The following is a 14,003-nucleotide window of genomic DNA, read 5'->3' on the forward strand; positions in this document are numbered from 1 at the left end:
TGTTATTCAGCTTTATCATCAAGATTTGTTTCATCTTTTTGAGCTGGCTTGTCGTCTTTTTCAGCAACTGGCTCTGCTTTGCTCTCTTCAACTGCTGGTTTTTTATCAGCAGTATCACGGCGGTCATGCGCATCACGTGGTTCACGTACAGGCTGACGTGCCATTAGATCATCAATTTGCTTAGCATCAATCGTTTCATATTTCATTAATGCATCTTTCATTGAATGCAGAATATCAATATGATCTTTCAAGATTTGCTCAGCGCGTTGATAGTTGCGATCTGAGAACAAACGAACTTCAGCATCAATTACTTTTGCCGTTTCATCCGACATGCTCATGGCACGACCACCGCCGCCACCCATGTACATCTCATTTTGATCTTCAGCGTATAGTAATGGCCCTAATTTTTCACTTAGGCCCCACTGTGTAACCATTTTACGCGCAATGTCAGTAGCACGTTCAATATCGTTACTAGCACCAGTAGTTACTTTATCTTCACCATAAATCAGCGCTTCAGCAATTCGGCCACCATATAAGCTTGAAATCATTGATTCCAATAGCTCTTTAGAGTGACTAACACGGTCTTGCTCTGGTAAATACATCGTTACACCAAGGGCACGGCCACGTGGAATAATCGATACTTTATAAACAGGATCGTGCTCCGGTACTATGCGGCCAACAATTGCATGTCCGGCTTCATGATACGCAGTCATTTCTTTTTCTTTCTCGCTCATCACCATGGTCTTGCGCTCTGCGCCCATCATGATTTTATCTTTAGCAGCATCAAATTCAGCCATGCTAACAACACGTTTATTACCACGTGCAGCATATAGAGCCGCTTCATTGACTAAGTTTGCAAGATCAGCACCAGAAAATCCCGGTGTACCACGCGCAATAACAGAAGCTTCTACGTTATCGCCTAATGGCACTTTTCGCATATGTACTTTAAGGATCTGTTCACGGCCACGGATATCAGGTAAGCCAACCACTACTTGGCGGTCAAAACGACCAGGACGAAGTAATGCTGGATCAAGTACATCTGGGCGGTTAGTCGCGGCAATAACGATAATACCTTCATTGCCTTCAAAGCCATCCATCTCTACTAGCATTTGGTTAAGTGTTTGCTCACGCTCATCGTGACCACCACCCATACCTGCGCCACGTTTACGGCCTACGGCATCAATTTCATCGATAAAGATGATACATGGCGCTGCTTTTTTCGCTTGTTCAAACATATCTCGAACACGCGAAGCACCCACACCAACAAACATCTCAACAAAGTCTGAACCTGAAATTGTAAAGAATGGTACTTTCGCTTCACCAGCAACGGCCTTAGCAAGCAAGGTTTTACCCGTACCTGGAGGACCAACCATTAATACGCCTTTAGGAATACTACCGCCAAGTTTTTGGAATTTAGATGGATCACGTAAGAAATCAACAAGCTCTGTTAGATCGTCTTTAGCTTCATCACAACCGGCAACATCTGCGAAGGTGGTTTTAATTTGGTCTTCACTCATTAAGCGTGCTTTACTCTTGCCAAACGACATAGCACCTTTGCCACCGCCGCCTTGCATTTGACGCATGAAGAAAATCCATACCCCAATTAGTAATAACATTGGGAACCATGAAATTAAGATGCTCGCTAAGAATGATTGCTCTTCTGGCTTCACACCTTTTACATTCACATCACTTTTTAATAAGTCATTAAGAATGTCTTTATCATAAATAGGCATGATCGTTTGAAAGCGATCGCCATTGGTTTTAGTGCCAGTAATTGTGCCACTGGTACTTTCGATTGCCACTTCTTGTATAGCGCCACTTCGGGCATCTTTTACAAATTGACTGTAACTAGTTTGACGGTCTGTTTGATCGCCACCATTAAAGCTCTGAAATACTGACATTAGCACAACTGCAATGACCAGCCAGAGTATTAGATTTTTCGCCATATCGCTCAAGGGGTTAACCTCTTGTATCCAATTAATTTAAATTCAACTAAACGCCTGACAACTGTACTACAGTTTATAGCCTGTCGCTACTATATATACTTCACGTGATCGCGCACGTGAGGCGTCGGGTTTACGGATTTTTACAGTTTTAAAGCTATCACGCACTGTTTTTAAGAATTCATCAAAGCCTTCACCTTGGAATACTTTAACAACAAATGCACCATTTTTCTTTAAAACTTGGCTACACATATCTAATGCTAATTCCACTAAATACATGCTTCCAGCTTGGTCAACGGAGCTATTACCACTCATGTTTGGTGCCATATCAGAGAGCACCACATCAACATTTTTACCATTAATGCGATTTAATAACGCATCTAAAACAGCTTCTTCTCGGAAATCTCCTTGCAAAAAATCAACGCCGGCCAATGAATCCATAGGTAATATATCACAAGCGATCACCTGCCCTTTATCGCCTACTTTTTCTGCTAAATACTGTGACCAGCTTCCCGGCGCAGCTCCCAAATCAACAACAGTCATGGCTGGGCGTAGTAATTTATCTTTATTTTGGATCTCGTCGAGTTTAAAAATCGCACGAGAGCGCCAACCTTTCTTTTGTGCCTCGTGAACATAAGGATCATCAAAATGTTCCTTCAACCATCGCTGTGAACTGGCCGAAAGTTTCTTATTCGTCATAAATTAACACGCAACTAATTAGTAATATTCTCTAGATGGCGTTAGAATACCCTTAATTCAAGCCATATTCAGCAAAATTTGTAACAACATGAAATTATCGAACAAACAAAAGCAGTTTTTAAAAGGTCAAGCACACTCTCTAAAACCAGTTGTACTTCTTGGTTCTAACGGTTTAACTGAAGGTGTATTAGTTGAAATTCAAAGCGCTCTAGAAATCCACGAACTTATTAAAGTAAAAGTACCTACTGATGATCGTGAGACTAAAGCACTGATTTTTGAAGCTATTATTCGTGAAACCGGTGCTGAGAAATTACAGTCAATCGGCCACACCCTTGTGCTTTATCGCCAAAGCGAAGAAAAGAAGATCCAATTACCACGTAATTAATTTTCTATTCCGCTATAAAAAAACCAGCAATTGCTGGTTTTTTTATATCTGCGACGCAACTGCAATAAATTGTAAATAAATATATTACATTGCTCAAAAATTCATCTTCATATCACTCAACTGATAACCTTGCGCTTCGCTTTGTAAGATAAAATAGCGGTTAAATTCAGTTTCAGGCATCTTTTCAACATCTATTTGCGCTATTAATTTTGCCAATTCTGGCGTGGTATTACTATGGCCTACAATCACCACTACGCCATCTTGCGCTAAAACAGTGTGTTTAAATGCGGCTAAGTCACGAGGGTCGTAGCTTTGAATTGTAATATTAAAATGTTCAGCAATAGGAGTTGCGGTCTCGATAGTGCGATTATAGTCCGTACTAAAAACTGCTGTTGGCTGGACTTTACTAAGCAGACTCACTAACTGCTGCGCCCGTTGCTTGCCGGCATCCGTAAGATGGGGATCGTTGCCTGTTAATTTTTCACTATGGCGAAACAAAAAAATACTTTGCGGTGCTGCTGTTAAATTCGCAGTAAACAGTAATATTAAGCTCGCTAAAATATAGTTCATTTGCCTTCCTCTTTATACATTGCTAGTTGTTGTGAGCGTTTGAATAGCAACACACGATCAATAAACTCTGTCGTTAATTCATTAATGATACCGGTTTCGGCGTTAAGGATCAGACTGAAACCTATGTTTAAGTGCGGTATTACTACAAGGTCACTGCGATATCCTTGCACCCAGCCGCTATGATAGTAAATGGTTTCATTATCATATTCGTAAACCCGCCAGCCTAAGCCATAATAGGCCTCGCTAAGGTGCTTTTTCCACACTCGACGCCGTAACTCTTTTTTTGTATGCGTATAAGGACGAGTTTGACTGGCTAACACTGCACTGGATAATACCGTTGGGTAATATCCTAACTGCGCTTTTAACCAAATAGCCATATCACTGGCACTAGCATTAACGCCGGCTGCGGGAAGTACCTTGTAATAATTTTTTTTCAATTTTGCGGTATGCCAGCGTTTGCGCCCTCTTACATGGGGATGAGCATAATTATCATCTGTTACCATCGCTGTATAACCGAGACTTGCATCATTCATATTTAATGGTGAAAATATAAATTCACTCATCCACCGAGAGTAATCCAATTTAGTACTGCTTTTGATCACTTCAGCAATTAAGCTAAACATCACATTTTGATAGCCATAGCACTGCCCTGGCTGGCAAATAGGTTCCACACTCAACAACTTTTGCACTATATCAGGGTAACTCATTCTTGATTCAATCAAGTTATCATACGCATTAGGTACTAAACCGCTGGAGTGACTGAGTAAGTGAAAAACTTTTAAATTATTTTTGTAATCCGTATTGGCGAAGGCTGGAATAAATTTACTGACAGGGTCGTCTAAAGAAAACTTCCCCTCATTGGCTAACTTTGCACTGAGTGAGCCTGCAAACGTTTTAGATACCGATGCTAAGCGAAACCGAGTATGGGCATTGACTGCTAAGCCCTTATTTAGCTTTGTTACCCCAAACCCTTGTATATGCGTATCATCAGGGCCATTAACTATCGACAACGCAGCCCCTGGGATCCCTTTGCTTTTTAATTTATGTTCGAGATGTTGTGTGTAATCATTGACAAATTCTTGCCACTGTTGCTCGCTGGCATGAACCTGCGATTGAAATAACACTAACGTGATAACGAAAAAAAAGGAGTTGATTAACGACACAAAGGACTTCATTTTTTATTATTTTTATCTAGATTAAGACATTCTTAGCTTTATAATACCATGAAGTTTTATTAAGACTAACGTACAATATTCCGATTATCGAGCTTTCAAAGGGTTTTACAGTGTTTATACGTTATTTATCAATAGTTTTTTTCACTTTCATTACAACAGCTTGTGTGACTGCGCCGCCACCTGCTGCGCCTTTAGAAATGCCACTCAAGCCGCAATTAAAAAGCCAAAGCTATCAAGTAACCTATGAAACCGAACATGCTTCACCGAAAGTAAAATCAGTACAATTACCAGCGCATAAAATTACTCGTAACCAAACTGTGCAAGTTATTGCCGATAAAGCAAGTGTCACGGATACCCTATTTAAACAAATAACTGATGCATTAACGACTATGAACTTACGTGTCGTTGATCAAGGTAATAGTGATTATACCCTAGCTATACACCAGCTAGAGCTCAACTTTATTGAAGATACCGAATATCAAATACAACCACCAAATAAAGCGTATCCTTTATTTGCGCAAATAACACAACTGTATCCGATCCAACAATGCTCAACCATCAATGCAGAGGTTAGCATGCGCCTGATCCATCGTGCATCGGGTGATGTAGTGTGGTTTGGAAAATCCTCAATCGACAGTGCGAGCTTCCATCGCGAACCACTTATTTACAGCTTCAGTGATGAACAAGTGATCAGTAATGAACTTGAAGTAGCCACTTTTATCCATCAACAAAATACTGATCAAGCACGTCTTGCCCGCGCCAATCAGGAGATCAGTATACCAAGCTATAAAACCATTTCAAAAATGACCAGCTTAACTAAACTTCAAGGACCGTGTAATCGCACTGAAGTGAGTGCTCTAACACCAATGATGCACTATTATCTAAGTAGTATTTTGATCGATAAAATAAAAGTACACTAAGTCAATGTCCACAGAATGACTACTGGCTACAATTTTTTACAGATCAAAGGAACTCTTTGACAATATAATACACTTAACAACTGCTTAATTTATTTGGATCATGGATGCAACGTAAACAACACACTCTACAGAAACTACTGTTATTACTGATCAGTGTGAGTTTATGGAGCACCTCTAGCAATGCCAGTAATCGCTATTATGCTGATAACACCTTAGAGCCAACCTCAGGCTTTGCTTGGGATTGGAGCGCGGGTGCGGGCTATTATGTTGAAGATTCTTATCTAGTTGGAATGGATTCTTACAGTGACGGTCTAGAACTTGATATTAACCTTGCTGTTTCTTACGAACGCTTTTATTTAGATATTGATCACAGCCAACTCAGTGGCGGCATCATTATTGGTTATAGCATCATCAATAAGTATAATTGGGATCTTGATATTCTTGGTACCAATATGCAAGCTGGGTTTGATGAAACAGGACTCGACTTTTATAGCAGTGGGGTGGTGCCTGAACTTAAAGGTATACGAACCAGAAAAAGTGACTTTGATACCGGCTTACGCCTTACCCGTCGCTTTGAAAACTCACAGATTTCCTTTGAATACTTACATGATATTTCTAATGCTCATAATGGTTGGGTCGTAAATAGCTTTTTTAGCCATATTTTACCGTGGCAAAACTGGGAGTTTCGCACCGGTGTTGGCATTAGCGCTTACTCAGCAGATTTCAGCAATTACTATTTTGGCATAACATCAGAAGAAGCCACCGCTACTCGTGCTGTCTATCAAACAGACGGCGCCATGAGTATGATTTTTGAATTCCACGCCGAGTACCCACTTAATCGACACTGGGTATTTTTAGGTGGCTGGCTGTCAACCTGGTTTTCAAGTGAAATTTCCAACAGTCCCATTGTATCTCAGGGTTATCAGCATAAAGCCATGGTAGGCGTGCGCTATGTATTTTAAAACCACAGTAATTTTATTACTGTTACTAAACGCAAAACAAATACTAGCCAATGGTGAAGAACCGCATGACAGTAGTTTAATTGCGTTGCCCGACACCTGTGTTGCACTGCGTGAAGGACGCAGTTGCTATGCTGATATAGAGCTAAGCTGGCAACAAACTAGCATCGGTAATTACTGTTTACGTGATGCAACATCGAAGCATATTATGCAATGCTGGCTTAGACAAAATAGCGGAAAGTTAAATTATGCTTTTGATTCTGTTGAAAGCATTTCATTTGAGTTAATAAACAGCGATACCGGTAAGATCATTGCATCAACACAAGTACAGTTGCAATGGGTGTATCAAAATCGCCAAAAGAAACGCCGCTGGCGGCTTTTTTAAAACGAGATAAAGCATGGATAATTACGGCACAATATTACTTGTTGAAGATGACGGCTCTTTAGCCCAGTGGGTGGCGGAGTATTTAACTGAGCAAGGCTACACAACTCATATTTGTGAGCGAGGCGACCAAGTTGTCAGTCATGTAAAAGAGCTCAAGCCTGACTTAATTTTACTCGATATTATGCTCCCCGGCCAAGACGGTATTAGTGTCTGTCGTGAACTACGTCAATTTTACCAAAGCCCTATTATTATGCTAACCGCTCGAGACGAAGAAATGGACGAAGTGATTGGTCTTGAAGTCGGTGCCAGTGATTACATAATGAAACCGGTCAGGCCGCGTGCATTGCTTGCGCGGATCAAAGCGGCACTGCGCGCCAATAACGACAATTCGGAGTCGCAAACGGATGATACCATTATTCAAGTTGGCTCTTTAAAAATTGATACACAATCTCGCAACGTTTTTATTAATAATATTGATCAAGGAGTTTCCAGCGCCGAGTACTTATTACTGCATTATTTAGCCTGTAACGCCGGGCAAGTTGTGTCGCGAGATGCTGTATTCAAAGCAACCAAGGGTCGTGAATACGATGGCCTTGATCGTAGTGTCGATGTGCTTATTTCTGCACTGCGCAAAAAGTTTAATGATGATCCGCAGCAACCTGAAAAAATTAAAACAATTTGGGGGCGAGGCTATTTACTCGTCGCAAGCGCTTGGTGATCGCCGCTAAGGTATACTGGCAAATGCTATGAAAAAGTTTTATCTCTCCTTATTAGCCAGTGCCCTGCTCTCGATCGTAATATTAGGTTGGTTAATTGATGCTTTTAGTCAGCAAACTCATACCTCGCAGGATGAGTTTGGCTTTCAAAGTAAACTTTTAATGGGCTTCAGCCAGCAAATTGCCAGCCAACCCTTCATGCAAAGAGCAGACTACACCGCCTTACTTGCACAACAGTTTTCGTTGGGATTAAGTTATCGAGCCACGCAATCTTTAGCGCTGCCACCATCACTGCTAGAAGAGATCAATGCTGAAGGCGGACTGATTTTAGAAGATCAAGAAGGGTATTACCTACTCTACAGTAATGATTTGCTTGCGCCTTTTCATCTTAAATTACGTTTGGAAAAATCCCACGAACAAGATCAACAAAATGATATGTTACTTACCTTAATGTTTTACGCTGGGTTATGTGTGTTTATGGGGTTTATTATTGCACCATTAGCTAAACGACTAGGCGTGGTTAATGACGCAGCTAAAAAGTTTGCCAGTGGCGACTTACATGCTCGCATTCGGGTATCCCATTTCACTTACATTAAAGATGTTGAGCTTACTTTTAACCGCATGGCAAGCCAGATCGAAAAATTACTCGATGAAAATAAACTGATGGCCTCGAGTTTATCTCATGATATACGCACCCCCATTGCCTGCCTACGATTTGGCTTAGATGCGGCACTAGATAGTCATAACGAAGAAAAAATAAAACATTATTTAAATCGTATGGAAGCTGATTTAGACCAAATGGAATCAATGTTGAAAAGTTATTTAGCATTTGCAACGCTTGAGCAAAAAGCCAACCAACTGACCTACTCACACACTGAGTTAAACAGCTACCTAAGCACCCTAATACAGCAACTAGAGCCTAAGTTAGTACAGCAACAACTTGATTTACAGCTTATCTGTCATGATAATTCTCATATTTATGCAGATTTACATTGGTTAGCTCGCGCAATCACTAATCTGCTTAGCAATGCCTGTGACTTTGCCAAACAAAAAATTATTCTCACGGCATCGATTAAAGAGCAAACACTTATTATTACCGTTGAGGATGATGGCCCAGGTATCGAAGAGCAAAATTGGCACAAAGTTTTTAGCCCTTTTTTTCAAGAACAGAGTCATCGCAATCGGGCCGATCAAAGTTATGGCCTAGGACTTGCCATTGTTGCTAAAGTAGCTGATTGGCATCATGGCAGTGTAAGCGTAAATCGTAGTAAACACCTAACGGGGGCATGCCTTACCCTTAAAATACATAACCCGGAACAGTTGTAACTTTTATGTTACAGTTTACAGCATCATAAACCACCTCATTATGATTAGATAACAATAACTTAAACAAACAATGTTAACAGCATTGGCATTCTAAATTTTGTAAATACAGTCATGCGTTAATTCTGCACGGCTGCAGCTAAAAATAAGGGCTTTTTATTTTTTAACATTTACAGTAGATTGTCAGCGCCGTCACTATATAGAGAAGAAAAAATAATTATGAGCGCAGTCAGAGGGGAGTTTAGCTCCCGTTTTGGATTCATTATGGCCGCAGCAGGATCTGCAGTAGGTCTTGGTAATATTTGGGGTTTCCCTACACAAACAGCTAGCAATGGAGGCGCAGCCTTTTTAATTGCTTACCTTGTATTGGCATTTTGTTTGGCTTACCCAGCACTGATGGCAGAACTAACGATTGGGCGCCATGGTCAGGCCAATGCGGTTAGTTCATTGCGGAAAATTTCAAATAACCCGTTCCAAAAACGCTTTGCGTTTGTGGTCGGTTTTGGCGGTATCATATGTGCAGGACTGATCCTCAGCTTTTATGCCATTGTCGCCGGTTGGATGATCAGTGCCACTCTAGAGCCCATTGCGACTTTAGTGGGCAGTGAGAGCTCTTCAACTTGGTTAAGTGAACAGTCACTCTCTAGAAACCTTATATTTACAGCTGGGTTTATTATTCTTACTGTCGCAATCATTAGCCGCGGAGTAGAAAACGGCATTGAAAAGTGGTCGAAACGCTTAATGCCCGCACTGCTGACTATTTTATTTGCACTGATTGTTTATGTGCTGATGCAAGAAGGTGCTATGACAGGCCTTAAAGCCTATTTAGTACCTGATTTTAGCTCTATTTTAGACCCTGAATTACTTGTTAGTGCACTGGGGCAAGCATTCTTTTCATTGTCATTGGGCACCAGTGTGATGATCATTTATGGCTCCTACATTAGTAAAAAAGAAAATTTAGTCTCACTTGGCGCCTACGTTACCCTTATTGATGTGTTTATTGCTTTTGTTGCTGGGTTACTAATTATCCCTGCGATGTACGTTGCGCAGGCACAAGGGGTGGAAATATTCTCAGCTACTGGAGAGTTGCTTTCTGAAGACACTTTAGTATTTCAAGTATTACCCGCTCTTTTTGATGGCATGGGCACCATTGGTTTATTCGTTGGCTTTGCCTTTTTTGCATTGATGAGTATAGCTGCACTGACATCGTCTATTTCAATGCTTGAAGCACCGGTTTCGTATGCGGTAGAGCGCTTTGATCTTGGCCGTGTAAAAGCCACTTGGTTAATAGGAACGATTATAGCATTGGTGAGCTTTACGATAGTCCTGAACTTTAATGCGCTGTTTGGTTTAGTTATTGCGCTCACAACTAAATTTGGTCAGCCTATTCTTGGTTTAATGTGTTGCTTGTTTGTCGGCTGGATTTGGTATCGCAACTCACTATTAAACGAAATACAACAAGGCTGCCCAGAAGTTGCTACCAGCCTATTTTGGAAAATATGGCCATGGTATATTAAATTCATTTGCCCAATTGCAATTGGTTTAGTGTTTGTCAGCTCGCTAATAGGCTAACTCAAAAAACCGCTCTTTACACGGAGCGGTTTTTTAAAATCATATCTTGATGTGCAATACCATCTTCTAAATAAGGCTCGCCAATACACTGAAAACCTAGCGACTGATAAAACGCGAGTAAATAGGTTTGCGCGCCAATGTATATATCCTTGTTCGGCCAATGCGTAAAGCAACACTGGATCGCCTCTTTAACCAATAACACTGCCAACCCCTTACCCCGTTGTGATTTTTCAACCAGCACGCGACCAATAGCGCTGTACTGCTCATTTTTCTCATAACAACGTGCGTATGCAGCTAATTGTTCAGCCTCGAGCCAATAGAGATGCTGAGTTGTTGCAGTGCAATCGATATCGTCTAATTCAGGGTATGGGCATTGCTGCTCAACTACAAATACATCGACCCGCGTGCGCATGATAGTAAACAGTACCTGCGCAGACAGTTGAGAAAATGGTTTTGTTGTTAATCGCATAAAAACTCCTAACATAAAAAAAGCCCAGTCAATACTGGGCTACTTATTACGCTTAGCTAACTAACCGAGCTCTGAATAGCTAGGCAAGCAAACGTTCTAATTGATCACATAAATGCGAAAGATTAACGTGATCATGTTCAATCGTCAGGTCAACATAGCCATCACCACGAAAACCACGGTCAAGCTCAATTAAAACATGAGTTTTATGAGCTTCAGGCACAAACGATAGTTCAATCTCTTGAATACCGAACAAGCTACGGCTATTTGGTTTATATTCCAGCTCTTGATAACAACCAGAGACAGAGTTAAACGTACTAGCACGTAAGAAGCCCTTTTCAACATCCGCTTTTACCAAGCTAAAACCCAGTTTATCCATCGCTTGCATAAAAGTAGTTACGGCATCATTTGGATAAATATGAAGATGATCTTTATCCGTAGGATCAAGTGCTAAATCAATATCTAAACCTGTTTCAAGCCACACATGTGATTGGTTATAACCGGCGTTGATTTCGGTGATCGGTGTTTCTGAATGTAAGCGCGCTTCAAACGGAATGTGTTTTTGTTGACCAGGTTCAATTGTACCAATATCGGTTATACGCCACTTATCAATAATATGATTGGTAAAATAAGCACCGTCTTCACCTTCCACTTTTACGCGCGTCATTAATGCTAAATCAAGACCTGTTATTGCTTGGCTAACATCCCCTGCGGTGATCACTATTTGGGCATTAAATAGTTGCCCAGGTTGTAAATGCTCAGTTTCAAGCACGGTATCTACTGTTGCTGCACCAATACCGACTGATGCAAGAATTTTTTTAAACATCTATTTCTCCTTAAGCTTAATTCACCTAAACCTGAATCACGCTTAAATTCCTTTGTTACTGCATCTTAACCATATTTAAAAGCTGCTGTCAGTGAAAAAATAACTATTTTTTGAGTTTTTAGCAGAATAATTAACTAAACGAGTGTTTTTCATACACAGGTATATCTCTATGCGCGCAATTTATATGCATAATATACACGAATGATTTTCAAAAATGCTGATATTTCGCTACACTAGGTAACCAAATGAAGTGATATTAAGAATTATGGAACTATTATATTTTGCTGTCGCATTTGTGTGTGGCTTTGCCGTGTACCAACTTAAACTTCCTCCGCTAATCGGTTTTTTGATTGCTGGCTTTGTACTGAACTTATCTGGCTTTAAAACCACTGAGCTACTTAATACGATTGCTAATTTAGGAATCACGTTATTACTATTTAGTATTGGTCTGAAACTAAAAGTTAGCCATCTTATTAAGCCACAAGTTTGGGCCCCTGCCTCTTTACATATTATTATTAGTAGCGCTATTTTTTGCAGTTTGATGCTGTTCTTAGGCGCACTTTCGTTGCCATTATTTGCAGACCTAAGTTGGCAAAGTGCGTTGCTTGTTGGTTTTGCTTTTAGCTTTTCTAGCACAGTTTTTGCTGTAAAAGTACTTGAAGAACGTGGCGAAATGGCCAGCCTTCACGGCAAAATAGCCATTGGTATTTTGGTTATGCAAGATATCTTTGCAGTGATATTTTTAGCCATCAGCACAGGTAAAATCCCCAACGGTTGGGCTTTTGCGCTATTAGTTGCCTTGCCATTATTGCGCCCAGTCATGTTTTGGGTGTTAAATCGTTCTAAACATGGTGAGCTATTACCTTTGTTTGGCTTTTTCTTTGCACTTGTCGTTGGCTATCATGCATTTGAATTTGCAGGCTTGAAAGGTGATTTAGGCGCGTTGATCATCGGTATGATCTTTGCTCCTCATAAAAAAGCCAGTGAGCTTGCAAAATCACTACTTAATTTAAAAGAAATTTTATTAGTTGGGTTTTTCTTAACAATTGGTTTAGGTGCTGATCTGACGCTCAACTCATTACTTATAGCGCTTATTATTGTATTGGTGCTACCAGTCAAAGTTGCCCTGTATTATATACTAACGAATGCCTTTAAGTTACGCGCTCGTACCTCCTTATTGAGTGCATTTACCTTAGCTAACTACAGCGAGTTTGGCTTGATAGTCTGTATGGTTGCTGCCAGTAGCGGGTTAATCACATCTGAGTGGTTGGCTGTTATGGCTATTGCAGTATCAATGACCTTTATCATTGCATCCCCACTAAATAAACGTTCAAACGAAATTTATGTAAAAATCGAAGCTTGGCTCATACGTTTTGAAAGCCCTACTCGCTTAGCAGAAGAACTTCCTGTGAACTTAAATGACACCAAGATTGTTATTTTTGGTATGGGTCGTATTGGCACCGGTGCATATGAAACAATTAACATCACCCATCCTGGCGTTGTAGCTGGAGTAGACATCAAGCCAGAAGTGGTCGAGAAGCATGTTTCACGAGGCCGTAAGGCGCTCTTGGCAGATGCAACCGATCCAGACTTTTGGCAACGGGTAAATCACTCCCATGTAGAGATGATCATGCTCGCGATGCCAAAACATATGCAAAACATTTTTGCTTTGGAGCAATTGCGTGCTTCGGGTTACCAAGGTCAAGTTACTGCCATTGCTAACTATCCAGATCAGCAAAAAGAACTTGAAGATATGGGCGTTGACTCTACTTATAACTTCTATTTAGAGGCCGGTAGTGGCTTCGCTGAGCATGTAAAACAAAAATTATTTCCATAATATAAATAAAGTTCTCAGCACCACAAAAGGTACTGAGAACTATTTTCATTTAATTTTCATATCCTTATATATAACCGCCTGAAACAACGTCGCAAAAGTCCCCAAATAAGAGTCAAGCGCATTTACAAAGCTTTACATCCAGATTGGCATTTACCCATGAAAAAAGAGTAAACTGCATTTGTTGAGTAATACGTAAGTATCTATTTTTAGCACAAAAAAAGCCTTCT

At 40.5% G+C, this 14,003-nt stretch carries 14 protein-coding genes; 8 read left to right on the forward strand and 6 right to left on the reverse strand.

Going from position 1 to position 14,003, the window contains the following annotated elements:
* Window positions 1-2: 2 nt before the first annotated feature.
* Together ftsH and rlmE are read right to left on the reverse strand one after the other, a co-directional pair.
* Entirely contained in the window at window positions 3-1,946 is a 1,944-nt protein-coding gene (gene ftsH, locus H5162_RS08630; RefSeq protein WP_145239198.1) for an ATP-dependent zinc metalloprotease FtsH, read from the reverse strand.
* A 66-nt stretch (window positions 1,947-2,012) separates the two neighbouring features.
* Window positions 2,013-2,642, reverse strand: coding sequence for a 23S rRNA (uridine(2552)-2'-O)-methyltransferase RlmE (gene rlmE / locus H5162_RS08635; protein WP_145239201.1), 630 nt, complete (start codon window positions 2,640-2,642; stop codon window positions 2,013-2,015).
* An 88-nt stretch (window positions 2,643-2,730) separates the two neighbouring features.
* Here rlmE and yhbY point away from each other — a divergent pair, with 88 nt between their 5' ends.
* Window positions 2,731-3,027 carry a ribosome assembly RNA-binding protein YhbY gene (gene yhbY / locus H5162_RS08640; RefSeq protein ID WP_016707974.1) on the forward strand — a complete coding sequence of 99 codons (297 nt, stop codon included), beginning with the start codon at window positions 2,731-2,733 and terminating at the stop codon, window positions 3,025-3,027.
* Between the two features lie 93 nt (window positions 3,028-3,120).
* Here yhbY and H5162_RS08645 read toward each other — a convergent pair whose 3' ends face one another.
* Together H5162_RS08645 and H5162_RS08650 are read right to left on the reverse strand one after the other, a co-directional pair.
* The gene (locus H5162_RS08645) at window positions 3,121-3,597 is read right to left on the reverse strand and encodes a histidine phosphatase family protein (protein ID WP_145239204.1); all 477 of its coding nucleotides are present in this window, start codon (window positions 3,595-3,597) and stop codon (window positions 3,121-3,123) included.
* Window positions 3,594-4,772: a serine hydrolase gene (locus tag H5162_RS08650; RefSeq protein WP_182778289.1), complete on the reverse strand. Its 1,179-nt coding sequence runs from the start codon at window positions 4,770-4,772 to the stop codon at window positions 3,594-3,596. Before H5162_RS08650 ends, H5162_RS08645 begins: the two co-directional genes overlap by 4 nt.
* Before the next feature lie 116 nt (window positions 4,773-4,888).
* Between H5162_RS08650 and H5162_RS08655 the strand changes: the two genes are divergently transcribed.
* From H5162_RS08655 to H5162_RS08680, 6 genes are all read left to right on the forward strand, one after another.
* Entirely contained in the window at window positions 4,889-5,692 is an 804-nt protein-coding gene (locus H5162_RS08655; RefSeq protein ID WP_182778330.1) for a hypothetical protein, read from the forward strand.
* A 104-nt stretch (window positions 5,693-5,796) separates the two neighbouring features.
* Window positions 5,797-6,654, forward strand: coding sequence for a MipA/OmpV family protein (locus tag H5162_RS08660; RefSeq protein WP_145239210.1), 858 nt, complete (start codon window positions 5,797-5,799; stop codon window positions 6,652-6,654).
* The gene (locus H5162_RS08665; protein ID WP_145239213.1) at window positions 6,644-7,036 is read left to right on the forward strand and encodes a DUF3019 domain-containing protein; all 393 of its coding nucleotides are present in this window, start codon (window positions 6,644-6,646) and stop codon (window positions 7,034-7,036) included. Before H5162_RS08660 ends, H5162_RS08665 begins: the two co-directional genes overlap by 11 nt.
* A gap of 13 nt (window positions 7,037-7,049) precedes the next feature.
* Window positions 7,050-7,754: a response regulator transcription factor gene (locus H5162_RS08670; RefSeq protein ID WP_145239217.1), complete on the forward strand. Its 705-nt coding sequence runs from the start codon at window positions 7,050-7,052 to the stop codon at window positions 7,752-7,754.
* Between the two features lie 28 nt (window positions 7,755-7,782).
* On the forward strand, window positions 7,783-9,078 hold the full coding sequence (locus H5162_RS08675; RefSeq protein WP_145239220.1) for an ATP-binding protein: 1,296 nt from the start codon (window positions 7,783-7,785) through the stop codon (window positions 9,076-9,078).
* Between the two features lie 216 nt (window positions 9,079-9,294).
* Entirely contained in the window at window positions 9,295-10,647 is a 1,353-nt protein-coding gene (locus tag H5162_RS08680) for a sodium-dependent transporter (protein ID WP_182778291.1), read from the forward strand.
* A gap of 16 nt (window positions 10,648-10,663) precedes the next feature.
* Here H5162_RS08680 and H5162_RS08685 read toward each other — a convergent pair whose 3' ends face one another.
* Together H5162_RS08685 and H5162_RS08690 are read right to left on the reverse strand one after the other, a co-directional pair.
* Window positions 10,664-11,116, reverse strand: a complete 453-nt coding sequence (locus H5162_RS08685) for a GNAT family N-acetyltransferase (protein WP_145239226.1) — start codon at window positions 11,114-11,116, stop codon at window positions 10,664-10,666.
* 79 nt (window positions 11,117-11,195) lie between these two features.
* On the reverse strand, window positions 11,196-11,939 hold the full coding sequence (locus H5162_RS08690) for a sporulation protein (protein ID WP_145239228.1): 744 nt from the start codon (window positions 11,937-11,939) through the stop codon (window positions 11,196-11,198).
* Between the two features lie 265 nt (window positions 11,940-12,204).
* On the opposite strand from H5162_RS08690, the gene H5162_RS08695 reads away from it, so the two are divergent.
* Complete coding sequence (locus H5162_RS08695; RefSeq protein ID WP_145239230.1) at window positions 12,205-13,776, forward strand: cation:proton antiporter family protein; 1,572 nt, start codon at window positions 12,205-12,207, stop codon at window positions 13,774-13,776.
* Window positions 13,777-14,003: the final 227 nt, after the last annotated feature.

This window comes from Pseudoalteromonas sp. SR41-8 (assembly GCF_014163915.1).
In the GTDB taxonomy this organism is placed as follows: domain Bacteria; phylum Pseudomonadota; class Gammaproteobacteria; order Enterobacterales; family Alteromonadaceae; genus Pseudoalteromonas; species Pseudoalteromonas rhizosphaerae.

Coding starts and splice junctions, on each gene's coding strand:
- H5162_RS08645 (WP_145239204.1), bottom strand. CDS start 3,597: ATGAACTATATTTTAGCGAGCTTAATATTACTGTTTACTGCGAATTTA.
- H5162_RS08665 (WP_145239213.1), top strand. CDS start 6,644: ATGTATTTTAAAACCACAGTAATTTTATTACTGTTACTAAACGCAAAA.
- yhbY (WP_016707974.1), top strand. CDS start 2,731: ATGAAATTATCGAACAAACAAAAGCAGTTTTTAAAAGGTCAAGCACAC.
- H5162_RS08680 (WP_182778291.1), top strand. CDS start 9,295: ATGAGCGCAGTCAGAGGGGAGTTTAGCTCCCGTTTTGGATTCATTATG.
- H5162_RS08675 (WP_145239220.1), top strand. CDS start 7,783: ATGAAAAAGTTTTATCTCTCCTTATTAGCCAGTGCCCTGCTCTCGATC.
- H5162_RS08685 (WP_145239226.1), bottom strand. CDS start 11,116: ATGCGATTAACAACAAAACCATTTTCTCAACTGTCTGCGCAGGTACTG.
- H5162_RS08695 (WP_145239230.1), top strand. CDS start 12,205: ATGGAACTATTATATTTTGCTGTCGCATTTGTGTGTGGCTTTGCCGTG.
- H5162_RS08690 (WP_145239228.1), bottom strand. CDS start 11,939: ATGTTTAAAAAAATTCTTGCATCAGTCGGTATTGGTGCAGCAACAGTA.
- rlmE (WP_145239201.1), bottom strand. CDS start 2,642: ATGACGAATAAGAAACTTTCGGCCAGTTCACAGCGATGGTTGAAGGAA.
- ftsH (WP_145239198.1), bottom strand. CDS start 1,946: ATGGCGAAAAATCTAATACTCTGGCTGGTCATTGCAGTTGTGCTAATG.
- H5162_RS08660 (WP_145239210.1), top strand. CDS start 5,797: ATGCAACGTAAACAACACACTCTACAGAAACTACTGTTATTACTGATC.
- H5162_RS08650 (WP_182778289.1), bottom strand. CDS start 4,772: ATGAAGTCCTTTGTGTCGTTAATCAACTCCTTTTTTTTCGTTATCACG.
- H5162_RS08670 (WP_145239217.1), top strand. CDS start 7,050: ATGGATAATTACGGCACAATATTACTTGTTGAAGATGACGGCTCTTTA.